19 protein-coding genes, 1 tRNA gene, 1 pseudogene and 2 riboswitches are annotated in these 21,724 nt (G+C 60.8%); of the genes and pseudogenes, 19 read left to right on the forward strand and 2 right to left on the reverse strand.

What is annotated here, in order from left to right:
- Positions 1 to 13: 13 nt before the first annotated feature.
- The 11 genes and pseudogenes from AB1555_04650 (at position 14) to AB1555_04700 (ending at position 10,530) form a co-directional block, all read left to right on the forward strand.
- Positions 14 to 490 carry a helix-hairpin-helix domain-containing protein gene (locus tag AB1555_04650; GenBank protein MEW6245983.1) on the forward strand — a complete coding sequence of 159 codons (477 nt, stop codon included), beginning with the start codon at positions 14 to 16 and terminating at the stop codon, positions 488 to 490.
- Between the two features lie 17 nt (positions 491 to 507).
- On the forward strand, positions 508 to 1,704 hold the full coding sequence (gene tyrS / locus AB1555_04655) for a tyrosine--tRNA ligase (GenBank protein MEW6245984.1): 1,197 nt from the start codon (positions 508 to 510) through the stop codon (positions 1,702 to 1,704).
- Between the two features lie 79 nt (positions 1,705 to 1,783).
- Positions 1,784 to 2,196: pseudogene (locus tag AB1555_04660) on the forward strand (site-specific DNA-methyltransferase).
- Positions 2,196 to 2,462 (forward strand): DUF4258 domain-containing protein, encoded by a 267-nt coding sequence (locus tag AB1555_04665; GenBank protein ID MEW6245985.1) that lies wholly within the window; start codon positions 2,196 to 2,198, stop codon positions 2,460 to 2,462. The pseudogene AB1555_04660 and the gene AB1555_04665 overlap by 1 nt, the downstream one beginning before the upstream one ends.
- Positions 2,459 to 2,683, forward strand: a complete 225-nt coding sequence (locus AB1555_04670; protein MEW6245986.1) for a DUF2283 domain-containing protein — start codon at positions 2,459 to 2,461, stop codon at positions 2,681 to 2,683. The genes AB1555_04665 and AB1555_04670 overlap by 4 nt, the downstream gene beginning before the upstream one ends.
- Positions 2,684 to 2,700: 17 nt before the next feature.
- On the forward strand, positions 2,701 to 5,370 hold the full coding sequence (locus tag AB1555_04675) for a DEAD/DEAH box helicase family protein (GenBank protein MEW6245987.1): 2,670 nt from the start codon (positions 2,701 to 2,703) through the stop codon (positions 5,368 to 5,370).
- A 143-nt stretch (positions 5,371 to 5,513) separates the two neighbouring features.
- Positions 5,514 to 5,588, forward strand: a tRNA-Gly gene (locus AB1555_04680).
- Between the two features lie 267 nt (positions 5,589 to 5,855).
- Positions 5,856 to 7,571: a PAS domain S-box protein gene (locus tag AB1555_04685; GenBank protein ID MEW6245988.1), complete on the forward strand. Its 1,716-nt coding sequence runs from the start codon at positions 5,856 to 5,858 to the stop codon at positions 7,569 to 7,571.
- A 22-nt stretch (positions 7,572 to 7,593) separates the two neighbouring features.
- The gene (locus tag AB1555_04690) at positions 7,594 to 8,034 is read left to right on the forward strand and encodes a response regulator (GenBank protein ID MEW6245989.1); all 441 of its coding nucleotides are present in this window, start codon (positions 7,594 to 7,596) and stop codon (positions 8,032 to 8,034) included.
- Positions 8,035 to 8,040: 6 nt separating this feature from the next.
- The gene (locus tag AB1555_04695; protein MEW6245990.1) at positions 8,041 to 9,984 is read left to right on the forward strand and encodes a response regulator; all 1,944 of its coding nucleotides are present in this window, start codon (positions 8,041 to 8,043) and stop codon (positions 9,982 to 9,984) included.
- A gap of 228 nt (positions 9,985 to 10,212) precedes the next feature.
- Positions 10,213 to 10,530 carry a hypothetical protein gene (locus AB1555_04700; protein ID MEW6245991.1) on the forward strand — a complete coding sequence of 106 codons (318 nt, stop codon included), beginning with the start codon at positions 10,213 to 10,215 and terminating at the stop codon, positions 10,528 to 10,530.
- A 40-nt stretch (positions 10,531 to 10,570) separates the two neighbouring features.
- Here the strand turns inward: AB1555_04700 and rpmB are convergent, their stop codons facing one another.
- Positions 10,571 to 10,762, reverse strand: a complete 192-nt coding sequence (gene rpmB, locus AB1555_04705; GenBank protein ID MEW6245992.1) for a 50S ribosomal protein L28 — start codon at positions 10,760 to 10,762, stop codon at positions 10,571 to 10,573.
- A gap of 129 nt (positions 10,763 to 10,891) precedes the next feature.
- Positions 10,892 to 12,361, reverse strand: a complete 1,470-nt coding sequence (locus AB1555_04710; protein MEW6245993.1) for a hypothetical protein — start codon at positions 12,359 to 12,361, stop codon at positions 10,892 to 10,894.
- Positions 12,362 to 12,688: 327 nt separating this feature from the next.
- Positions 12,689 to 13,021: riboswitch (cobalamin riboswitch) on the forward strand.
- Positions 13,022 to 13,253: 232 nt separating this feature from the next.
- On the opposite strand from AB1555_04710, the gene AB1555_04715 reads away from it, so the two are divergent.
- From AB1555_04715 to bluB, 8 genes are all read left to right on the forward strand, one after another.
- Positions 13,254 to 14,153, forward strand: a complete 900-nt coding sequence (locus tag AB1555_04715) for a cobalamin-binding protein (protein MEW6245994.1) — start codon at positions 13,254 to 13,256, stop codon at positions 14,151 to 14,153.
- Between the two features lie 149 nt (positions 14,154 to 14,302).
- Entirely contained in the window at positions 14,303 to 15,310 is a 1,008-nt protein-coding gene (locus AB1555_04720; GenBank protein MEW6245995.1) for an iron ABC transporter permease, read from the forward strand.
- A 1-nt stretch (position 15,311) separates the two neighbouring features.
- On the forward strand, positions 15,312 to 16,226 hold the full coding sequence (locus AB1555_04725; GenBank protein ID MEW6245996.1) for an ABC transporter ATP-binding protein: 915 nt from the start codon (positions 15,312 to 15,314) through the stop codon (positions 16,224 to 16,226).
- A 164-nt stretch (positions 16,227 to 16,390) separates the two neighbouring features.
- Positions 16,391 to 16,648, forward strand: a riboswitch (cobalamin riboswitch).
- A gap of 28 nt (positions 16,649 to 16,676) precedes the next feature.
- On the forward strand, positions 16,677 to 18,659 hold the full coding sequence (locus AB1555_04730) for a TonB-dependent receptor (GenBank protein ID MEW6245997.1): 1,983 nt from the start codon (positions 16,677 to 16,679) through the stop codon (positions 18,657 to 18,659).
- Positions 18,660 to 18,668: 9 nt separating this feature from the next.
- Positions 18,669 to 20,102 carry a cobyrinate a,c-diamide synthase gene (locus AB1555_04735; protein ID MEW6245998.1) on the forward strand — a complete coding sequence of 478 codons (1,434 nt, stop codon included), beginning with the start codon at positions 18,669 to 18,671 and terminating at the stop codon, positions 20,100 to 20,102.
- A gap of 17 nt (positions 20,103 to 20,119) precedes the next feature.
- The gene (gene cobO, locus AB1555_04740; protein ID MEW6245999.1) at positions 20,120 to 20,722 is read left to right on the forward strand and encodes a cob(I)yrinic acid a,c-diamide adenosyltransferase; all 603 of its coding nucleotides are present in this window, start codon (positions 20,120 to 20,122) and stop codon (positions 20,720 to 20,722) included.
- A gap of 17 nt (positions 20,723 to 20,739) precedes the next feature.
- Positions 20,740 to 20,955, forward strand: coding sequence for a cysteine-rich CWC family protein (locus AB1555_04745; protein MEW6246000.1), 216 nt, complete (start codon positions 20,740 to 20,742; stop codon positions 20,953 to 20,955).
- Positions 20,952 to 21,692, forward strand: a complete 741-nt coding sequence (bluB, locus tag AB1555_04750) for a 5,6-dimethylbenzimidazole synthase (protein MEW6246001.1) — start codon at positions 20,952 to 20,954, stop codon at positions 21,690 to 21,692. Before AB1555_04745 ends, bluB begins: the two co-directional genes overlap by 4 nt.
- Positions 21,693 to 21,724: the final 32 nt, after the last annotated feature.

Here is a 21,724-nt window from a genome sequence, read left to right on the forward strand (position 1 = left end):
CAGCTAGAAGTCCATGTTCCGGTCGTTGCTCATCAAGCTGGCCATGCTGGCGGTCACGGCGACGCTGGTCGTGTGGATCGGCTGGCCGGTACCGGAGCCGGAAGAAGAGGCGCCGCCGGGTGTCGCCGACAAACCGGTCGAGGCGGTCGAGCATCACCAGGCACAAGAGACGAATGTTACTCGTCGCGCGGCAGCGCCTGGCCCTTCTCGGGCCGACAAGGAAGAAATTCGTCCCAGCTTACCGGTTGCCAAACCGAACTCGCGGCTCGATCTCAACCGCGCCACCGCCGAGGAGTTGCAACGGCTCCCCGGGATCGGAGAGGTCTTGGCAAAGCGGGTCGTCGAGGCCAGAACATCGAGAGGTTCATTCTCGACAATTGAAGAGTTACTCGAAGTGAAAGGGATCGGGGAGAAAAAGCTGGAACGGCTGCGACCATTGATCATGGTGAATGCAGCGGGCCGACCTGCTTCGGGAAAAGGAAAGCTGTGAGCGAACTCTCACGTCAAATGGAGTTGATCCTTCGCGGAGCGGTGGAGGTCATCCAGCAAAGCGAACTCGAGGCGAAGCTGGCTCGCTCGATCAAGGAAAAGCGCCCGCTGCGGGTGAAAGCGGGATTCGATCCGACCGCTCCCGATCTCCATCTGGGGCATACGGTCCTGATTCATAAGCTCAAACATTTTCAGGACCTGGGGCATGAGGTGATTTTTCTGATCGGCGATTTCACCGGCATGATCGGCGACCCGACCGGGGTGTCCGAGACGCGGGCGGCGCTGACGAAAGAGAAAGTCCTGGAGAACGCCGAGACCTACCAACGGCAAATTTTCAAGATCCTGGACCCGGACAAAACGACGGTGGAGTTCAACAGCCGATGGATGAGCGCCATGACGGCGGAGGGGCTCATCCAACTGGCTGCGCACTACAAGGTCGCGCGGATGCTGGAGCGGGAGGACTTTCACAAACGCTACCAGGAGCAGAAGCCGATCAGCATTCACGAGTTCCTCTACCCGCTGATTCAGGGCTACGACTCGGTCGCGTTGAAGGCGGACGTGGAGTTGGGCGGCACCGATCAGAAGTTCAATTTGCTCGTGGGCCGCGATCTGCAGCGTGATTTCGGACAGGAGCCGCAGGTGGTCTTGACGATGCCCTTGCTCGAGGGAACCGACGGGGTGCGGAAGATGAGCAAGAGCCTCGGGAATTACGTCGCGTTGGAGGACAAGCCGGCCGACATGTTCGGAAAGATCATGTCGATCAGCGACACGCTCATGCTCCGCTACTACGAACTGCTCACGACCGAAGATCTCGACCGGGTGAAGGCGATGCACCCGATGGAAGCCAAACAGTCGCTCGCCGAGCTGATCGTGGCGCGGTATCACGGAGCAGAAGCGGGACGGCGGGCGAGGGAGGCCTTCCAGCAGAAGTTTCAGGAGCGGGAGTTTCCGGACGAGCCGGATGCGCGGGTGGTGCTGACGAAGGCGGATATTCGGGATACAGCGGCGCCGGCGATCGGCGTCGTGGACTTGGTCGCCAGGACGGGGCTGGTCCCCAGCAAGAGCGAAGCGCGCCGGTTGGTGGTGCAGGGCGGGATCGAAGTAGATGAACAGAAGCAGACCGATCCCGCCGCGAGCCTGTCCCTCAAGCCCGGGCATCAGTACCGACTGCGCGTGGGGCGAAGAAAATTCGCGATCGTCGAATACAGACCGTGAGAAGCTCCTTAGTCAAAAGTCAATGGTCATTGGAGATTCTCTTTGGGCGCATGCGAATTTTCTAGACGAACTGGGTTGGGTTATAAACAAGGCTTACAACCCCACCATGCTGGCCGAAGCCGTCTGTAAGCTGGAGGCTGCACGTATGCACCGAGCGACACGATCAATTGGCAGCACGGCGATTCCACCGAACGCGATTTCATCTATGTCACCACGCAGAACCTCAGCCATGATCAGTTGCAGGCCTTGAGTGATGAAGTCAGTGAGAACCGGTCGCTCTTGGTGATGTGCGCCGCGTCTCGGGGCAAGCCGGATCGCTATCCCAAACTGACGATCAAGAAAATTCCGAAGGCCGTCATGGCCCGTTGCGAGTGGGGGAAGGACGATTACAGTTTGAGGATCGAGAATTTGCCGAAGGCCCCTCACCCCAACTCTCTCCCAGAGGGAGAGGGAGAAAAGAAGGCGGGGCAACAGGGGTTGGAGTTCGCCTGATGGCGGATGGGAAGTTCTATGAGCTGTCGGATCACGCACGGGAAAGTTTGCGCAAACGTCCGGTCGTTCGCATGGAGTGGATCGAACAGGTTCTGAAGCAACCTCAATTGGTGGAGATAGATTCAGTAGACGCAGAATTGGAGCATCGCTTGGGACGCATTCAGGAGTATGATGGGCGGGTGCTGCGCGTGATCGTCAAGAAGGACACCAATCCACTACGGATCATCACGTTCTATTTTGATCGAAGGATGAGGAGGCGGTTATGAAACTCAAGGTTGATGAAGAAGCTGATGCGCTGCATCTCCAATTGGTTGATGTCCCGGTGGAAGAGTCAGAAGAGGTCGCGCCTGGCGTAATTGTGGACTATGACGAAACCAATCAAGTGGTCGGTATTGAAGTGCTCTATCTCTCAAAGAGACCGCATCCGGTGAATTTAATGGATTTTCAGTTCGAGACTCGACCCAAGAAGCTCGCTTCGGCCGGGTAGGGGAGTAGCGTACCCCTATGAACCGCCACGTCAACGCTATCGCCGGCCGGCTGAGCCTCCGGCCTCCGCAGCGACAGTCGCTCGAGATTCTCGATCGGGTCACGGAGATCGTGCCGCCGAAGAAGGGAATCGACCTGGCCTCGGCGCTGGACGCGATCCATCGCGAGTTCCCGACGGTGATGGATTTCGAGCGCGAGTTCCCGTCGCTGTGCTTTGCCCTGGCGACCGGGGTTGGCAAGACGCGTCTCATGGGCGCCTTCATCAGCTATCTGCGTCTGGCGCATGGGATCAATCACTTCTTCGTGCTGGCGCCGAACCTGACGATCTACAACAAGCTGATTACCGACTTCACGCCGAACACGCCAAAATACGTCTTCACGGGTCTTGCCGAGTTTGCGACCGAGCCGCCGACAATCATCACCGGAGACAACTATGAGTCCGGGGTCGCAGCTCGCCTCACTTCGTTGCCCGGTTTCGGTCAAGAGGTCCACATCAACATTTTCAATATCTCGAAGATCAACTCGGAAGTGCGTGGTAACAGGGCCCCGCGAATCAAGCGGTTGTCCGAATATATCGGCCAGAGCTATTTCGAGTATCTCGCCGGCCTAGAAGACCTGGTTCTGATTATGGACGAGTCTCACCGCTATCGGGCATCGGCCGGGGTGCGGGCGATCAATGAGTTGAAACCGGTCCTGGGACTCGAACTGACCGCCACCCCATTCGTGGAATCGAGCAAAGGCCCCGTGCCGTTCAAGAACGTGATCTATGACTATCCATTGGCCAAGGCGATGGCCGACGGTTTTGTGAAAGAGCCGGCGGTGGTGACACAGAAGAATTTCAACCCCAGTCAATTCAATGCCGCCCAGCTTGAGCGAATTAAGTTGGAAGATGGCATACGCCTCCACGAAAACACCAAGGTCGAACTCGAAACCTACGCGAGGCAGACAGGGCAGCGAGTGGTGAAGCCGTTCATGCTGATCATTGCCCGCGATACGACCCATGCCGGTCAACTGATGCAGTTGATTCAGTCACCGCAGTTCTTTGAAGGCCGGTACAAGGACAAGGTCATTCAGGTGGACTCCAGCAGGACCGGCGCGGAAGAAGACGAAATGGTCCAGCGTCTACTGGCTGTTGAGAAGCCAGATGAGCCGACTGAGATTGTGATTCATGTGAACATGTTGAAAGAGGGCTGGGACGTGACGAATCTCTATACGATCGTCCCGCTCCGCGCCGCCAATGCGCGCACCCTTATTGAACAATCGATCGGGCGAGGTCTTCGCCTGCCTTATGGCCGGCGTACCGGGGTCAGCACCGTGGATCGGCTGAATATTGTGGCGCACGACCGGTTCCAGGAAATCATCGACGAGGCCAATCGGCCCGATTCACCGATTCGCCTGACCCCGGTGATTCTCGATCCGGCCACAGATCTTCAGAAGACCCGGACAGTGGTCGCTCCGTCAAAGATCGAGGAGCAGTTGCATGGATCTTCGCTGAGTGGCCCCGCAGAGCAGACTCTCTTCTTTGCCGGCGAGATAGAACGCGGAATCGCACAGACGGCGTACAAGGTCATTCAACGATATGAGAACCTGCCTTCCTCGACTTATCTTTTGAAACCGGAGATTCAGGCCAGAATTGTCGAAGAGGTTAAAGCGCAGATCTCACCGACCCAGCAGGCTTTACCGGGCATGGCTGTTATGCCGAACATTGCCGGGGTGGTGGAAAAGACGGCCCACCTCGTGGTGCAACAGACGATCGATATCCCCCGGATCCTCGTTGTGCCAAAGGGAGAAGTGAGCACCGGCCTTCATGCGTTCACATTGGATTGCTCGGGCATCCACTACGAGCCCGTTGAACGGGATCTCCTCATCCAGCACCTTCGTACCCACAAGCAAGAAACCTTAACCCTTGTCGGGCACATGCAGCCGGAGCAACGCCTTGAGGATTATGTGGTCCGAGGGCTTATGGACTTCGACGACATCTCCTACGACGAGCACGCCGACCTCCTGTATGACCTAGCCGGCCAGTTGGTGAAGCATCTCCGCTCGTACCTGTCTGAGGAGGATACGCGGAATGTCTTGATCTACTACCAAAAACCGCTCGCCGCATTTGTCCACGCCCAGATGCAGGAACATCAGTGGGAGAAAGCCACGGGCTACGATGTCGTGGTGAGCAAGGGATTCACCGCGCTGAAACCCAGCGCCTATACGGCGATGGACGGTGAGCCGGTCCATGACTTTCGTCAGACGGTTGAGGATCGCAGCCGTATCCCGCAGATGCTGTTCGGTGGATTCCAGCGGTGTCTCTATTCTCTGCAGAAGTTTGATTCGGACAGCGAGCGGCGACTAGCAATTCTTCTCGACCGTGACTCGCAGAAATGGTTTCGCCCGGCGCCTGGGCAGTTCCAGATGTTCTATAAGTTGGGCGCCTCACAACATGAATACCAACCCGATTTCGTGGCCGAGACAGCGGACAGCATTTACATGCTCGAGTCCAAAGCCAAGAATGAGATGACCTCGCCCGAGGTTCTCGCCAAGAAACAGGCGGCCGTCTTGTGGTGTGAACGTGCGACCGCCCACACTCTCAGCAACGGCGGCAAGCCGTGGAAATATGTGCTTATTCCCCACGATGCGATTGCTGAGAATATGACCCTGTGGGCGTTGGTTCTCCAATTTGCTGTTGCTCGGTAGCCTTCTAAACCTTCGGAAACGCCCCGCGGCATTCTCACCAGTCCGTTCTCGACGTGCTCTTCCTACGTTCCTATGACGAATGGTCATTGAGGATTGACTTGGAGCAGCGGCGGGCGTAGGATTCGCCGCATCTTCCCTCGCGAGCGGGCGTAGCTCAGTGGTAGAGTCCTAGCTTCCCAAGCTAGTTGTCGTGGGTTCAAATCCCATCGCCCGCTCCAAACCGAGCTTGCTCGACCGCGAGCGCTCCCATCATGCGCGAGCGGATACACACCTAAGTCCCTTCTTCTTGTAACTCTCCGCAACTTGCCTTGCTCGCGAGGCCACGCGGCCGTCCCCGCCGCTTAGTTTGACCTCGTCCGTAAGACAATTCCCGTGGCATCGAAGGTGCAGGAAGACGCAAAACAGTTTGCTGCTCTTTTGTGACGCTATATGATTACTCTCTATAGTTCTTCCACCGTCCCACCGTAACCGTCGGGAATGTTTTCATGACCGAGTCTTCATCTTCTCTCCAGCAGCCTGATTTCCGGGCCCTATTCGAGTCCGCGCCGGGGTCGTACCTCGTTTTGACGCCCACCTTGACGATCGTGGCCGTGAGCGACGCGTATCTGCGCGCGACGATGACGAAGCGGGAGGAGATTCTGGGACGACACCTGTTCGACGTCTTTCCGGACAATCCCGATGACCCGACCGCAACCGGTGTCTCAAATCTGCGGGCGTCTCTGACCCGGGTGTTGCAGAATCGAGCGGCGGACGCCATGGCTGTGCAGAAATACGACATCCGCCGGCCAGAATCCGAAGGAGGCGGATTTGAGGAGCGCTATTGGAGTCCCGTCAATTCTCCGGTTTTCGATGAGAACGGTGAAGTGGCCTATATCATCCACCGCGTCGAGGATCTCACGGAGTTCATCCGCCTCAAGCAGACAGAACATGAACAACACCGGATTACCGAGCGACTGCGGACACGCGCGGTTGAAATGGAGGCCGAGATTTTTCGGCGGGCGCAGCAGATCCAGGAGGTCAACCGTCAGCTCCGAGCCGAGTTGGCGGCGCGCAAGAAGGCGGAAGAGGCGCTGCAAAAAGCCGTCGAAGAGATCCGCGACCTGTACAATAACGCGCCCTGCGGCTACCACTCGTTGGACCAAGACGGCACATTCGTCGCCATCAATGACATGGAACTGGCCTGGCTCGGGTACACCCGCGAGGAGGTCATCGGAAAAAAGACATTTTCGGACTTTCTGACACCGGAAAGCCTCGAGCGCTTCCGGCTCAATTTTCCGGCTTTCAAAGAGCGGGGATGGGTACGCGACCTGGAGTTCGAGTTGATTCGGAAGGACGGGACGATCCTGCCGGTCCTCTTGAGTGCGACGGCAATCAGGGATGCCGATGGCAAGTATATCGCAAGTCGTACGACGATCTTCGACATCACCGACCGCAAGCGCGCGGAAGAGGCGCTGCGTCGCGCACATGACGAACTGGAGCGGCGCGTGCAGGAGCGGACGGCGGAGCTTGCCAAGAAGAATCGCGACCTGGAAACGCTGCTCTATGTGACCTCGCATGACCTGCGGGAGCCGTTGCGCTCGATCGAGAATTTCTCGCATATGGTGCATGACCGCTACGCCGATCGTCTTGACGAGACAGGGCAGGACTTTCTGCGCCGCGTCGTCCGTGGGGCCAAGCGGATGGACCAGTTGCTTGCCGACATCCTGGCGCTGTCGCGCGCGCAGCGCATGGAGACCCCGGCCGAAGAGGTCGACGGTAACACCATCGTGCGGGAAGTCCTTCGGCGACTTGACCACGTGATCAAGGAAACCGGCGCGACGATGCGGGTCGCGCCGGACCTGCCCAGGCTGCGGGTCAACGCCACCTGGGTGACGCACGGGGTCTACAACCTGGTTGCGAACGCGCTGAAATTTACGCGCGCCGGTGAGGCTCCCGATATCGAGATTGCCTCCTATCAGCCCAAACCGGATGAGAAGGTCGTCGGCATCGTGGTTCGAGACCGAGGGCCAGGGGTCGCGCCGGAGCATGCGGAGCGTATCTTTCAACTCTTCCAGCGGGCTGTCGGGCGAGAAGTCGAAGGGACCGGAGCGGGGCTGGCCATCGTGCGGCAGGTCGCCGAACGGCATGGCGGGCGAGCCTGGGTGCAGCCGCGTGAGGGTGGCGGCTCGGAGTTCATTCTCACGTTTGGAACTCCCGGCTGAGTCAAGGAGGGGGGACTCGTCCATGAAGGATCAACCGGTGGAGATCCTGCTTGTAGAGGACAACGAAGACGACATCGTCCTGACCAGGGAAGCGTTCACCGAGGCCAAGCTGGTGAACGTCATCAACACGGTTCGCGACGGAGAGGAGGCGTTGGCCTACCTGCGGCGCGAAGGCAGGTACAAGGTGGCCAGGGCTCCGGGATTGATCCTGTTGGACATCAACATGCCGAAGAAAAACGGCTTTGAAGTGCTCGAGGCCATGAAAGCCGACCCCTCCCTGCGGTCGCTGCCTGTGGTCATGCTGACGACAAGCGAACGCGAGGAAGACGTCGTACGTTCCTACGCCGACGGCGCCTGTTCCTATATTCGGAAGCCCGTAGACCTCGATCAGTTTGTCGGCGTGGTCAAACAGTTTGAGCTGTACTGGACGTTGGTTTCCACAATCCCTTCCTCGGGGAGGTGACGATCAATGCGGGTGCTTCTGATCGAAGACAATGAGGACGATGCCTATCTCATCAAGGAGTCGTTGTCGGAGGGGAAAGGGGGCGACTATGCTCTCGAGTGGACCGATCGATTGCGCAGAGGCCTGAAAAAGCTCACGGAAGGCCACTTCGACGTGGTGCTCTTGGACCTCTCCTTGCCCGACAGCCAGGGGCTCGACACGTTCGACCAGGCGCGCGCCCTGGCTCAAGACATTCCGCTGGTGGTGATCACGGGCCTGGATGACGAGGGATTGGCCGTTCAGGCCATGCGCAAGGGTGCGCAGGACTATCTGGTCAAGGGGCAGTTGGGCGGCGACGTGCTCGTGCGGGCCATCCGGTATGCCATCGAACGGAAACAGGCGGAGGCGGCGTTGCGGATCAGCGAAGCGAGGCTGGCGGAAGCCCAGCGGATGGCCCACATCGGCAACTGGGAGTGGGATCTTCTCGCGAACCGTGTGTGGTGGTCCGATGAGACGTACCGTATCTTCGGATTGGATCCGGCCGGACTCGAGATGAACTACGACGCCTTTCTGACCTATATTCATCCGGAAGATCGCGGGCGTGTGCGCATGGTCGTCGAGACTGCCAGACACGATCGAAAGCCCTACCAGCATGAATACCGCATCGTCCGCCCGGACGGCACGGAACGCATGGTGCACGGGCAGGGAGAACTCCGGCTGGATGACACCGGGAGACCGGTCCGCCTGGTCGGCACCGTGCAAGACATCACCGAGAGGAAGCAAGCCGAGAAAGCGTTGCAGGAGAGCGAAGCGCAGCTTCGCCAGGCCCAGAAGATGGAGAGCATCGGCCGCTTGGCCGGAGGCATCGCGCATGATTTCAACAACCTCCTGACCGTGATCAACAGCTATAGCGCCATGCTGTTGGGGGACATCGGGTTTGACAGCCCGTTGCGGAATGGGATCGAGCAGATCAAGGAAGCCGGCCATCGAGCCGCGCTGCTGACCCGGCAACTGCTCGCCTTCAGTCGCCAGCAGGTCCTGGAACCGAAGGTGCTGGACCTCAACGCGGTCGTGACGAATATCTCGAAACTTCTGCGCCGGTTGATCGGCGAGGACATCGAACTGGTCATTTGCGCCGACCCGTCCTTGGGACGGGTGAAGGCCGATCCCGGACAGATCGAGCAAGTGATCATGAACCTGGCCGTGAATGCGAGGGACGCGATGCCGAAGGGCGGCCAGTTGACCATCGAAACCATGAATGTCGAACTGGGTGAGGCCTATCCGTTGAAACCGGCCTCGGTCGAGCCGGGTCGGTACGTGATGCTGGCGGTCAGCGACACGGGTTGCGGGATGGGTGCGGAGACCCAGGCCCGTATCTTCGAACCCTTCTTCAGCACCAAGGAACTGGGGAAGGGGACCGGGTTGGGATTGTCCACGGTTTATGGGATCGTCAAACAGAGCGGCGGCTACATCTGGGTCTATAGCGAGTTGGGCAAGGGCACCGTCTTCAAAATCTATCTGCCGCGCGTTGAAGATCCATCCGAATTGTCCGAGCCGATTCCGGCTCAGGTCGCCGTGGGCGGCGGTTCGGAAACCATTCTCCTGGTCGAAGACGACGAAATGGTTCGGGTCCTGACGCGCACGATCCTCCAGATGCGCGGGTATGCGCTCCTCGAAGCGCGGAACGCCAAGGAAGCGCTTCACCTCGCCGAGGAACACAGCGGGCCGATCCACCTGCTCTTGACCGATACCGTCATGCCGGGATTGAGCGGCCCGGAGTTGGCCGAACGCGTGGCGTCTGTTCGGCCTGACATGAACGTGTTGTACATGTCTGGGTATACGGATAAAGCAATGGCCCACGACTACGGCCGAGAACCTCGCCCCGCTTTTCTCCAGAAGCCGTTCACCCCTGAGGCTCTGGCGCGCAAGGTGCGAGAGGTGCTCGATTCATCGAAGTCCCGACCAAGCTGAAGCGCCAGGGAAGTTGCGTTGTGCGGCGCGGTGTGGCACAAGGTCACTCGGCGCGCTCATCCTCCTCACGCCGCGTTCAAGCGAATCGTCGCGGGTTCGAGTTCCTCCGCTTGCTCGAACAGTCCGGCTTGGAAATGAAATCATCGTCAGGGACGGCACTGCGCGGGCCGGGCTTCCCTGCTCTCTTGTCATGTGTTTGGTTGAAAATCTCAACGAAAGGATGCGAACGTGACGCGCAAAGAATATGCCCTGGTGCTGCTCACCGCTATGATCTCGGGCTTGGTCGGCGGGGTCGTTGCCGAGCGTGTGTTCGCAACCGGAATCGCCGTGGCGGAACAGAAACCTCACGCCGTCAATGCGGAAGAGTTTCTTCTGGTGGATTCAAACGGCAAAGCGCGCGCGGGGCTGGGACTGGACGCCCAAGGCGAAGTCGGATTTGTCCTGATCAGCCGAGACGGCGGCAGGACCCTCTATCTCTCGCCGGACGATCCCTTGGCCCTCAAGCTTGTGGACAAGAGCGGGCGAGTGCTCTGGGCTGCGCCATAGGCAAGGACTATTCTTGGAGAGCAGCAGGAAGGCGACGAGGTCAGAGGGCCTTCTTGACCAGGCCGGTGCGGAGGCAGCGGGTGCACACGCGAATATGCTTGGCGGCGCCGTTGATCAGCGCGCGGACGCGCTGGAGATTCGGATTGAAGACCCGCTTGGTCTTATTGTTGGCGTGACTGACGTTATGTCCGGACTGGTGTCGCTTGCCGCAGATCTCACACGCAAAAGCCACGGGAGCCCTCCTTCTCTGAACAGGTCGATCTCACGATGAGAGGTGAGGCGGATAGTAGCATAGGGGATCAACGGGTGACAAGCGCGTGGCTGCGCAGAGCTGAGGGGGAAAAAGGCGGATACGTGCAGGCTAGGAGCGCCTCGCGGCGGACGTCTTCTGACGGATCGATTTGGTCTTTTTCGGGTGAACGACGGTCACCACGCGCGCCCTGTCCCCTTCGTCTCCGGCGGGAAAGAAGCGGACCGGGACGCTGATGTCGAAGCTGTTATCGCCGCCGTCATCCAGTCCGTCTCTCCCGACGCTGTAGATCTTCTCCCGAGTGGCGCTCCAGAGCATGGGGAGCCCGGTAAACGGGTCGAAATAGCGCGACCCCGCTTCGGCCAGCCGCGTCGGCACGGTGGCGGCCGGCGAAGGTTTGCGCAACAAGATCTGCAAAGCAGCCAGCCGGAGCCGCGCATCGGTCTCCACTAATCGCTGGCCGAACATCTCCCAGTCCGGTTCGAATTCAAAGGGGTGCATCAGGCTTTCGAACAAGGTGCGGGGCGCGGTCCGCGAGATCTCCTGGAACTTCGGCAGCGGATTGTGGATCGTCTCGGATGCCTTGATGAGGGCGTCGTAATAGGTGGCATACACCTCGTGGGTTCGTTGCGTGTCGAGAGACGTCCCGATCGCTCCATACGAGGTCGGGTGGGCGACCCGCTGAAAGGCGTCCGGCCGGAGACCCGCAGCGCGTGCCAGCCACTCGCGATGGCTGTCGGAAGTTTCTTTGCCGATGAGCGCCTCGATCTCGATCGGCGCGCCGTCTTGGCGCAGGCCGAGGATGAATTCGTTCTGAATGGGCCAACGGAGCGAATATTCCGCCGTCGTCAGCGGTTGGACGATCGGCAGGCCGACGTCCAGAACCGCCTTGTCGATAGTCGAACGGTCCAGGATTCTCGAGAGAAACCGCACGTCGTCATCGACCATGACGAGCGCCATCACTTTAAGCGGCAGTGTCTTCGCGTTGGCTAACACGGTGCGCCAGGCGGTGAGGTCCATCCTCATGCGCTCCATGCCGTCTCGGACTGTCCCGGCGAAGCCGCCGGCGACATACAGCCGATGGGCGATCAGGAGTTCCTCGGAGTGGAAACTGGCTGCGTGACCGAATCCCCAATCTTCGAACGGCATGCTCAGCCACCGTTCGTATCGTTGGACGAGGATCGCGTAGCGGCTGATGGAGGTGCGAAACAGCGCATCGTTTTTCCGCAGCTCGGTCAGAGGATCCGGCGCGTCCCATGCCGGCAAGGCTTCGTCGGCCGTGATCGAGGTCCGCAGCTCGAAGCGGCCCTGTTTCTCGTAATTGTAGAAGCGCCGTCCCCGTCCTGCCTCGGCCTCCAGCCACACGTCATAGCCGACCTGAACCGGATCGGATCCCGCGGCGGCGGAGAATCCCAAGAGCAGGAAGTAGCCGTTCCGGAGCGGATTCTCGATGGTCGGTTGCGGCGCTTCGGAAAGTCTGAGGAAGGCGTCGCTGGGCTGGTCGCCCCTTCCGGCCCAGATCAATCCGGAGATCTCCATGAACACGGCGACGATGCACAGACTGATCAGAAGATTCCGCATAGTCCCTCTCTCTCAGCTCGTTCGTTTCGGTAGCTCCGGGAATCCGTTGTTGCCGAAACCCGGTGGCGATTCAGGCGTGGGTCCTGCGCGTTAATGACCGACGACGGTCCTGCTCGGAGGATCGAGCAAAGGCTATGCCATTGCCCCCGTGCCCCGGTCTTCCCGGTGCTGTTCACCTCTAGAGGAAAATCGAAGAAGCACGGGCGGTTTTCACCGCCCCACAAGCTCCGGCTCGCGCCGTCGCTGCACAGAAATCGCACACCAGACCGGTTGCCGGGACAAATTTGAACTTGACAAGTCTTCCCGCGGTTTCCTAGAGTGAGCGCCTCATCACAGTCCGCTTTGGGTGAAGGGAAGAGGGTGTGACTCCCTCGCGGTCCCGCCGCTGTGAATGGGAACGAAACCCGCGTAGGCCACTGTCTTGGAAGACGTTCAACGGGAATCGTTAAACGTGAATCGTAAAAAAGTTGCGTTTAACGGTTACGAGTAACGTCTCCGGATGGGAAGGAGCGGGGAGTAGGTGTTGCCCGGCCGGCTCACCGTCTCGCCGGCGTGCGCAACCGTGATGTCGGGTACCCGTTGCTCTTGTGCTGCAACGGGTGAACCGTCGCGTCGCGCGTCCCATGAGCCAGAAGACCTACCCAAGGCGTTGCCCATCTTTCCCTCGAGGGCTGGGGAAAGTGCGAGGATGAAGAAGCGGGTGCAATCCTCAGGGCCTGTCAGGCCTTGAGGATTTTTTATTTTGGCGGCTGGCAGCCAACAGCGAATAGCGAGCAGCGGGCAGCGAACAGCGCGCAGACCGAGGCATGTGGTTCTCAGCTATTGGCTATTCGCTGTTAGCTATCTGCTGAGCCCCGGTATAACTCTGGCTGATGATGCGGATGCGAGCTTCATGAAGAAACGACGACCGCAAGGCATCCTGACCGGCATGCCGTTCATGGCGAATGTCACCGCCCGGACGTTCGTCGATGATCTGGGCCGCAAGCTCTATCTGGCCAAGACGCCCGGCCGGATCGTCTCCCTCGCGCCCAGTATTACCGAGATGCTGTTTTCGATCGGCGCGGAGGATCTGGTCGTCGGGGTGACGCAGTTCTGCGACTATCCGCCGGAAGCCCTGCGGAAGCCCAAGGTCGGGTATGCTCATCCGAACATCGAGTCCATCGTCGCGCTGGAGCCCGATCTGGTGGTGGCGCCGCGCGAGTTCCTCCGGGCCGATGTCCTCGCCAAATTGGACCAGTTGAAAATTCCCGCGCTTATTCTGGAGGCCAAGACGGTCGAGGATATTCCGTCGCACATTCAGACGTTGGGACGGGTGCTCAACCGCGAGCCGGCCGCGAATGCGGTGGCGACGGATTTGCGACAGCACCTCGCCCGAATCAAGAGTCGAGCGGAATCGCTCCCTCGGGTGCGTGTGCTGTACGTGCTGAACAGCCAGCCGCTGATCACCGTCGGGCCGGGGAGCTTCATCCACCAATTGATCGGGCTGGCCGGAGGCTCGAACATCGCCGCCGACAGCGGCGAGCCCTATCCCCGCCTCAACATGGAAGCGGTGTTGCAGGAAGATCCCGAAGTGCTGGTCTTTCCCGTCGGCAAAGCCGAAGGCATTCCCGAGAGCGAGCAACAAGTCTGGACACGGTGGACGACGCTGACGGCGGTGAAGCGCGGCCGGCTCCACCGGATTCCCGCCGATCTGCTCAATCGCCCGGGTCCGCGGATCGTGCAAGGCCTGGAATCGCTCCTCAACATCATCCACCCGGAGGCTGCGGAATCCGCGTCCGCCGCTCGGCCATGAGCCAGATGGACGCTCCTCACCCACAGATCTCGCGTGTCGAGTCGGGATCACTCCGCACCGATACGGATTCCCTTGGCTCTCCCGCAATTACCGGACGAGTCGGGCAGCGGCGGAGTCCGATCCTGACGGCCGGGCGGTGGACATGGACGATGTTGACGCTCTCGGTCACCGGCGTGGCCTTGTTTCTTATCTGCCTGCAGTTCGGGGCGCAATACGTCGGGTTGGGCGAGATCGTTCGCGTGCTGATTCGAGCGCTGGGGGACGGGCAGGTCGATCGTGAGTCGGTCGGCACCACCGGCGTGATTCTGCTTCAGGTCCGGTTGCCGCGCGTGCTTCTTGGCCTCTTCGTCGGGAGCAGCCTGGCGGCGGTCGGCGCGGCCTTGCAGGCGCTGCTGCGGAATCCGCTCGCCGATCCGTATGTCCTGGGTGTCTCAAGCGGGGCGGCGCTGGGCGCGTCGCTCGCGATGCTGCTGGGCATCGGGACCACGGTCTTGACGCTGTCCGCGCTCCCGCTGTGCGGGTTCGCCGGAGGCCTGCTGTCCCTGGTGGTCGTCTATCGCCTCGCGGCATCGTACGGCCGTTTGCCGGTTCACAGTCTCCTGCTGGCCGGGGTGATCCTGAATGCGATCTTCACCGCGTTGATTATGTTCGTGACATCAATCATGGAGCCGAACCGTTCGGCGGGCATGATGTCGTGGTTAATGGGAACGCTGACGGCGCCGGCTTATCCGGCCTTGGCCGTCCTCACGGCGTATCTCGCGGTGGGGATCACCGCGCTGATGCGGCAGGCCCAGGTTCTCAATCTGATGACGCTGGGCGACGAATCCGCGCGGGCGCTGGGCGTGGACACGGAGCGGGCCAAGAAACTGATCTATGTGATCGCCGCCCTGATGACCGGCGCCGTCGTCTCCGTCAGCGGCATGATCGGATTCGTCGGCATGGTGATCCCGCACGCAGTGCGTCTGATTCTGGGGGCCGACCATCGGCTCCTCCTGCCGGCGTCGGCGCTGGTGGGCGGCATGTACCTGATGGTCGCCGACACCGTGGCGCGGACCCTGCTGGCTCCGGCGGAGGTGCCGGTCGGGATCGTCACGGCGCTGGCCGGGGGACCGTTCTTTATGTATCTCTTGGTGTGGCGGAAAGATCAGTTGGCGTGACATGAACCAGCCGACGAACGAATGCTTTTCCGGTATGGAATCCGGCCGGGCGGCGGTCTCCGATGACGATCGGAACGATGCCGTGTGCGCGTTCGAGGTCCTGGGGCTTCGTTTCCGCTACTCATCCCCCTTCGGTCGGTCGGCTCATCAGTGGACGCTCGACAATCTTTCCTTCCAGGTGACGGCCGGCGAGATCTTCGGCGTGGTCGGACCGAATGGGTCCGGCAAGACCTCCCTGCTCAAAGTCATGGCGAAGATGCTGCGTCCGGCTCACGGCCATGTTCGGCTATTTGGCCAAGACATGCAGCGGTTGTCCCAACGGGAGGTTGCGCGACTGCTCGCGCTCGTCCCGCAAGAGAGCCTTCAGGTCTTTCCCTTCACCGTCGCGCAGACCGTCTTGATGGGGCGCTATCCGCATCGGCGGGAAAGCGCGTGGACCGCCGGATTCGGATGGGATACGCCGGACGATATCGCGCTGGCGGAACAGGCGATGGCGGAGATGGACATCGCCCATTTGGCCGGTCGATTGATCACGGAGCTGTCTGGCGGCGAACGCCAACGAACGGTCATCGCGCGAGCTCTGGTGCAGGCACCGCGTGTGTTGCTGCTCGATGAGCCGACCGCGTTTCTCGATCTGCAGCACCAGATCGCGATCTGTTCGATCGTGCGTCGCCTGAGCGCGGAGCGGGGGCTGACCGTCGTGCTTGTCTCGCACGACTTGAACCTGGCCGGCCAATATTGCGATCGAATCCTGATGTTGAAGGACGGGGCGTTGTTCCGGCTCGGAACGCCTTCCGAGGTGATCAGACCGGAGGTCCTGCGCGCGGTTTACGGCTGCGATGTGCTGGTCGATCGGCATCCGGAATCAGGCCGTCCGCGCATCACACTGCCAATGCACGGGGAACGTGATACGTAAGATGTGACACGTGATGCGTGAAACGGACTACGTCGGGCGCGGAGAGTAAGTCCGGCTCCGAACCGTCTCACACATGACGCATCACGCGTGACGGGAAAGAGGAGTACGTACCCGCTCCTCACTGTCGACAAGGGTACGGTCACTGTATCAACCGTAAAGGAGGGAGTCAGGAAGAAGCCGTCGGTGACGGGGAAGATGGTGCGAAGCCATCACGGTGCCGCCACTGTAAGCGGGGAGCGTTCTTCCAGAGGAAGCCACTGTCTTTGCGGACGTTAAACGTTATTCGTGAACCGTTAAACGCGAGAAGAAGGACTCTTCACGTTTAACGCATAACGATTCACGGTTAACGTCTCCAGACGGGAAGGCGGAAGCACGCAGCGATCCGCGAGTCAGGAGACCCGACCGACGGTCGAATCCCACTCAGCCCTTCGAGCATAAGGGAGGTGGCTCATGTTTTCGTGGAGGAGTATTTGCGTCGGGAGTGTCCTGCTTGTGCTGAATCTGTTGTGGGGAGGAATACCCGCCGGCGCCGGCGAGGAGCAGCAGGAGGCTGCGCAAGCGGGTTCAGAGCCGATGGTGAAGACCGAAACCGTCGTGATCAGCGCGACGAAGACGCCGGTGCCGGTCAGCCAGGTGACGAGCGCCGTCGAAGTCATCACGGAAGAGGATCTTCAGAGACAAAAATTTAAAACCGTGGTGGACGCTTTGCGGCTGGCGCAGGGGCTCGCGGTGTTTTCCAGCGGCGGTCCGGGAACGAACGCCACGGCTCGGATCCGCGGCGGAAGCTCGGCTCAGACGCTGGTGCTCATCGACGGCGCGATCGTCAACAGTCCGACGCTGGGCGAATATAACCTGGCCAACCTGACCGTCGACAATATCGAGCGGATCGAGATCCTTCGCGGCGCCCAGAGCATGCTGTGGGGGTCGGACGCCATGGGCGGCGTCATCAACATCATCACCAAAAAAGGCTCCGGGACGCCGGCGGCCGGCGGTTTCATCGAGTACGGGTCTTTCGGGTCGATTCGCGAGGGCGGTCAGGTCAGCGGCAAGAAGGGGCCGGTCGATTTCAGCATGACGCTGTCCCGGTGGGATTTCACCGGCTTCTCGGCGGTGAACTACCGGCGGGGGGCGGCCGAACGGGACGCGTACCGCAACTGGCAGGCCTCCTCCCGCGTCGGGATCGACCTTCCGACGGACGGCAGGGTGGATTTGACCTTTCGCTGGATGAACGGCGACATCCATCTCGACAACATCTCGACGCCCAGCGACGTCTTCGGATCAAAGATACGCAGTCATGAGTTTATTTTCAGCGGCAGCTATGACCAACCCCTGACCGCGTGGTGGTCGCAGAAAATCACGCTGGCCCGCGCGCAGGACGCGTCGCTGTTTTTGCCCGGCACGCTTCAACGGAATGTCACCACCGGCGCGCTCAGCGTGCCGTTCGGCACTCCCAATGAAACGCGCGTTCTGTCCAACCGGATCGAAGTGCAGGAGAATTTCAAGATCGGGGAACCGCTGCTTCTCACGGCCGGCTATCAACTGCGGGATCAACAAGGCGAAAACGATACGGGTCTGGCGAACAAAATCATCGCCTCTCATGCCGGGTTCGCTCAGGCTCAGCTCGAGCTGTGGGAACGGGTGTTCGCCACGGCCGGCGTGCGGCACGACAGCTACAACGTGTTCGGCGATGCGACGACGTATCGAGTGACCGGCGGGTATCTGCTGAAGGAGACCGGGACGAAAGTCCGCGGCAGCTATGCGACCGGGTTCCGCGCGCCGACCTTGAATCAGCTCTTCTTTTCCAATTTCGGGAATCCGAATCTGGGTCCGGAGAAAAGTCAGAGCATGGATGTCGGAGTCGATCAGGATCTCCTGGGAAGGCGGCTTCGCCTCAGCGGCGGCTTTTTCTGGAACCGGTACCGGGATCTGATCGTCACGACGTTCGATCCGGTCGTGTGCGCTCCCTTCAGCACGTTCGGGTTTTGTCCCATCAACGTCGGGGACGTATCTACCAAAGGATGGGAGGCCGGGTTCGTCTATGTGTACGAGAGCGACCGCCCGTTTCTGAAGGGACTGGACCTGCAGGGCCAATATACCAATACGTTGACGCGGGATCTGGATACGCACCGGCGGCTTCCCCGGTGGCCGGTGGATCAGTGGAGCGTAACGGTCGGGTATGTCCCTGTCGCTCCGCTCCGGGTCACGCTGAACGGGCGCTATGTCGGCTCGCGCTTCAATACCACCGGCGACCGCCAAGGCATGAGGGCGTTTGACGTCTGGACGTTGATCGCCACCTACGACGTCAGCAAGCGCGTTCAAATCTACGGCCGCGTCGATAATCTCTTCGACGAAAAATACGAAGAAATTCTCAACGCCGGGACGGCTGTGCGGTCGGTGTTCGCCGGCATGAGGGTCAGCTACGACCTCAAGTGAGGTGCAGTTGTGTCTGGAGCGCGCTTGGTCATCGCCGGCACGCATAGCGGGGTCGGCAAAACGACCGTCACCCTGGCCATCCTGGCGGCTCTGCGAGCGCGGGGCCGCCGGGTCCAGCCGTTCAAGGCCGGGCCGGATTTCATCGACCCCGGCCATCATACGGCCGCGGCCGGACGACCCTCGCGCAATCTGGACGGCTGGCTGCTCGGGGAAGCCCTCAATCGGGAGATCTTCCTGCGCGCCGCGATCGATGCGGACCTGTCGATCATCGAAGGGGTGATGGGCTTGTTCGATGGTGCCTCAGCCGTGAGCGACATCGGCAGCACGGCCGAACTGGCCAAACAATTGGCGGCCCCGGTCTTGCTGGTGCTCGACGGCAGTGCCATGGCCCGGTCGGCGGCGGCGATGGTTCAGGGCTATGCGCAATTCGATCCAGACCTTCGGGTCGCGGGAGTCCTGTTCAATCGGGTCAAGAGCCAAGGTCATTATCGTCTGCTCCAGGAAGCGGTGGAGGCTGCGGCCGAAGTGAAAGTCGTGGGGTATCTGCGACCGGACCCCGCGCTGACTATTCCGGAACGCCATCTCGGCCTGACGACCGCCGTCGAAGGCGGTTCACAGGAACACTCTGAGCGGCTGGGGCTAGCGTTGGCCGAGACGGTGGATCTCGATCTTGTCGAAGAGTTGGCGAAGTCGGCCGTCGAAGAGGTAAAGGGCGAGGGGGTAGGTGTGAGGGGAACGGAACCGTTCTCGGCGGCCGCTTCACTTTGTATCCCTCACCCCTCACCATGTACCCCTCACCGAGTCCGTGTCGGCGTCGCCTACGATCCGGCGTTCTGCTTCTACTATCCTGAGAACCTCGAGTTGTTGGAGGCCCAAGGGGCTGAACTCATTCGGTTCTCGCCGATGCACGACGAGCGGTTGCCAGAGGCGGATCTCGTGTATCTCGGCGGCGGCTATCCGGAGCTGCATGCGGAAACCTTGGCGGCGAATGCGGCGATGCGGCGCGCGATCCGCGACTATGCGGAGCAAGGTGGGGCGATCTATGCGGAGTGCGGAGGCCTCATGTATCTGACGGAAGCGATCAGAGACTTCGACGGTCGCGCGTACGAGATGGTCGGCGTCTTTCCTGCCCAGGCGGTCATGCGGCGGTCCGGGCTTACCATCGGATATCGCCGGTGTACGGTCGCTCGTCGCTGCCTCCTCGGCGAGTCCGGGCTGGAGATTCGAGGGCATGAGTTTCATCACTCCTGTTTGGAGCCGACTGGTCCGCTCGAGTATGCCTGCACGCTGACCGATGCGCGCGGCTGCGAACGCCGTCCGGACGGGCTGATCAACGGTCACGTCGTCGCCCTGTACACCCATCTCCATTTCGCCAGCCAGCCGGAACTTCCGCGCGCGTTGATCGCGGCGGCGCGCGCGAGGGCCGCGCTGCGTGCTCCTTGAAGAGAAGAAGGACGGTCATGGCGGTCGATCCAGCGGAACACAAGGCGAGGATGCAGCGGCTCAAGGCGTCCGTGGATCGACGCATTCAGGCCGCGCAGCAAGAGAAGGGGCTGTTGATCGTGTACACCGGCGCCGGCAAGGGCAAAACCACGGCGGCCCTGGGGATGGCGTTGCGCTGCCTCGGCCACGGGATGAAAGTGGCGATCGTGCAGTTCATCAAGGGCGCCATCGATACGGCGGAAGAACGGGCGCTGAACAGCTTCGGCGACTTGGTGGCGTTTCATCGGATGGGCGAAGGCTATACCTGGGAGACCCAGGATCGGGAGCGGGACACGCAGTTCGCGCAGCGGGCCTGGACCCAGGCCTGTACGTTTCTGCGCGACCCGTCCTATGCCATGGTCATTCTCGATGAGTTCAACATCGCGCTGCATCACGAATACGTGCGCCTCGAAGACGTCTTACCGGTTCTGCGGGAACGGCCGTCTATGCAGCATGTCGTGATCACCGGCCGCAGCGCGAAGCGTGAGCTGATCGATGAAGCCGACCTGGTCACGGAGATGGCGCAGGTCAAGCATCCGTTCAGAAAAGGGATCAAGGCGCAGAAGGGCATTGAGTTCTGATCGGCAAAGGGACGGGTATGCGGGGACCGATTCAGAAACGCTGCGAACGGTGCGGACAGGAATTCGAATGCGGCCAGTATGGTTGCTGGTGTAACCGGATTGTGCTGACCGAGCGACAATATGAATGGATCGCAGCCCGTTTTGACGATTGCCTTTGTCCCGCCTGTCTCAGTCTGATCGGCGCCGGAGCGATCGGGCCCCGCGCCGAAGCCGAGAAGGAGTCGCCGACATGAATCGGCCGGTGAGTTCGCTCCATCGGCCGATCGAAGATTTTTCGCCGTCCGAGCGGGCAGCCGTTTATCGGGCGATCGTTGAACGGCGGGATGTCCGCAGGAATTTCTTGCCGACCCCCGTTCCAGGTGCCGTGCTCGCGCGGCTGCTGACCGCGGCCCATCACGCCGGTTCGGTGGGGTTCATGCAGCCCTGGGACTTTGTGGTCATTCGTCGCCGGTCGACCAAACGGGCCGTCAAAGCGCTGTTTCGCCGGGCCAACGCGGAGGCTGCCGCACGCTACCGGGACGAGCGGGGAGCGCTGTACCATCGGCTCAAGTTGGAAGGAATCGAAGAGGCCCCGGTCAATCTGTGCGTGACCTGCACCCGCCAACGCGGCGGCCGGCACGTGCTCGGACGTTCAACGGTGCCGGATACGGATCTCTACAGTACCTGCTGTGCGATTCAGAATCTGTGGCTCGCCGCACGCGCCGAAGGGATTGGCGTCGGATGGGTGAGCATCCTGGACTATGCGGCGCTCAAGCGGGTGCTCGGCATCCCGGGGTCGATCAGAGTCGTCGCCTATCTGTGCCTGGGGTATGTCTCCGCTTTTTCCCGGCTGCCGGATCTCGAGCAAGCGGGCTGGCGAACGCGGATTCCGGTTGATCAACTCATTCACTATGAGCGATGGGGCGACAGGAAACCGGTTGAGGGTCAGGCTGCGGTTGAGGACGACGGAACAATGTTCCCTCAACCTTAATCTGGACCTCAACCCTGCATCTCAGGGGGGAT

It is taken from the genome of Nitrospirota bacterium (assembly GCA_040755395.1).
In the GTDB taxonomy this organism is placed as follows: domain Bacteria; phylum Nitrospirota; class Nitrospiria; order Nitrospirales; family Nitrospiraceae; genus DATLZU01.

Excerpts from the sequence above, each read along its gene's own strand:
- AB1555_04665 (MEW6245985.1), top strand. The coding sequence starts at position 2,196 with ATGGCGGATGGGAAGTTCTATGAGCTGTCGGATCACGCACGGGAAAGT.
- AB1555_04725 (MEW6245996.1), top strand. The coding sequence starts at position 15,312 with ATGAACCAGCCGACGAACGAATGCTTTTCCGGTATGGAATCCGGCCGG.
- AB1555_04715 (MEW6245994.1), top strand. The coding sequence starts at position 13,254 with ATGAAGAAACGACGACCGCAAGGCATCCTGACCGGCATGCCGTTCATG.
- AB1555_04730 (MEW6245997.1), top strand. The coding sequence starts at position 16,677 with ATGTTTTCGTGGAGGAGTATTTGCGTCGGGAGTGTCCTGCTTGTGCTG.
- AB1555_04670 (MEW6245986.1), top strand. The coding sequence starts at position 2,459 with ATGAAACTCAAGGTTGATGAAGAAGCTGATGCGCTGCATCTCCAATTG.
- AB1555_04650 (MEW6245983.1), top strand. The coding sequence starts at position 14 with ATGTTCCGGTCGTTGCTCATCAAGCTGGCCATGCTGGCGGTCACGGCG.
- bluB (MEW6246001.1), top strand. The coding sequence starts at position 20,952 with ATGAATCGGCCGGTGAGTTCGCTCCATCGGCCGATCGAAGATTTTTCG.
- AB1555_04695 (MEW6245990.1), top strand. The coding sequence starts at position 8,041 with ATGCGGGTGCTTCTGATCGAAGACAATGAGGACGATGCCTATCTCATC.
- AB1555_04720 (MEW6245995.1), top strand. The coding sequence starts at position 14,303 with ATGTTGACGCTCTCGGTCACCGGCGTGGCCTTGTTTCTTATCTGCCTG.
- AB1555_04675 (MEW6245987.1), top strand. The coding sequence starts at position 2,701 with ATGAACCGCCACGTCAACGCTATCGCCGGCCGGCTGAGCCTCCGGCCT.
- AB1555_04690 (MEW6245989.1), top strand. The coding sequence starts at position 7,594 with ATGAAGGATCAACCGGTGGAGATCCTGCTTGTAGAGGACAACGAAGAC.
- cobO (MEW6245999.1), top strand. The coding sequence starts at position 20,120 with ATGGCGGTCGATCCAGCGGAACACAAGGCGAGGATGCAGCGGCTCAAG.
- tyrS (MEW6245984.1), top strand. The coding sequence starts at position 508 with ATGGAGTTGATCCTTCGCGGAGCGGTGGAGGTCATCCAGCAAAGCGAA.
- AB1555_04710 (MEW6245993.1), bottom strand. The coding sequence starts at position 12,361 with ATGCGGAATCTTCTGATCAGTCTGTGCATCGTCGCCGTGTTCATGGAG.
- AB1555_04745 (MEW6246000.1), top strand. The coding sequence starts at position 20,740 with ATGCGGGGACCGATTCAGAAACGCTGCGAACGGTGCGGACAGGAATTC.
- AB1555_04685 (MEW6245988.1), top strand. The coding sequence starts at position 5,856 with ATGACCGAGTCTTCATCTTCTCTCCAGCAGCCTGATTTCCGGGCCCTA.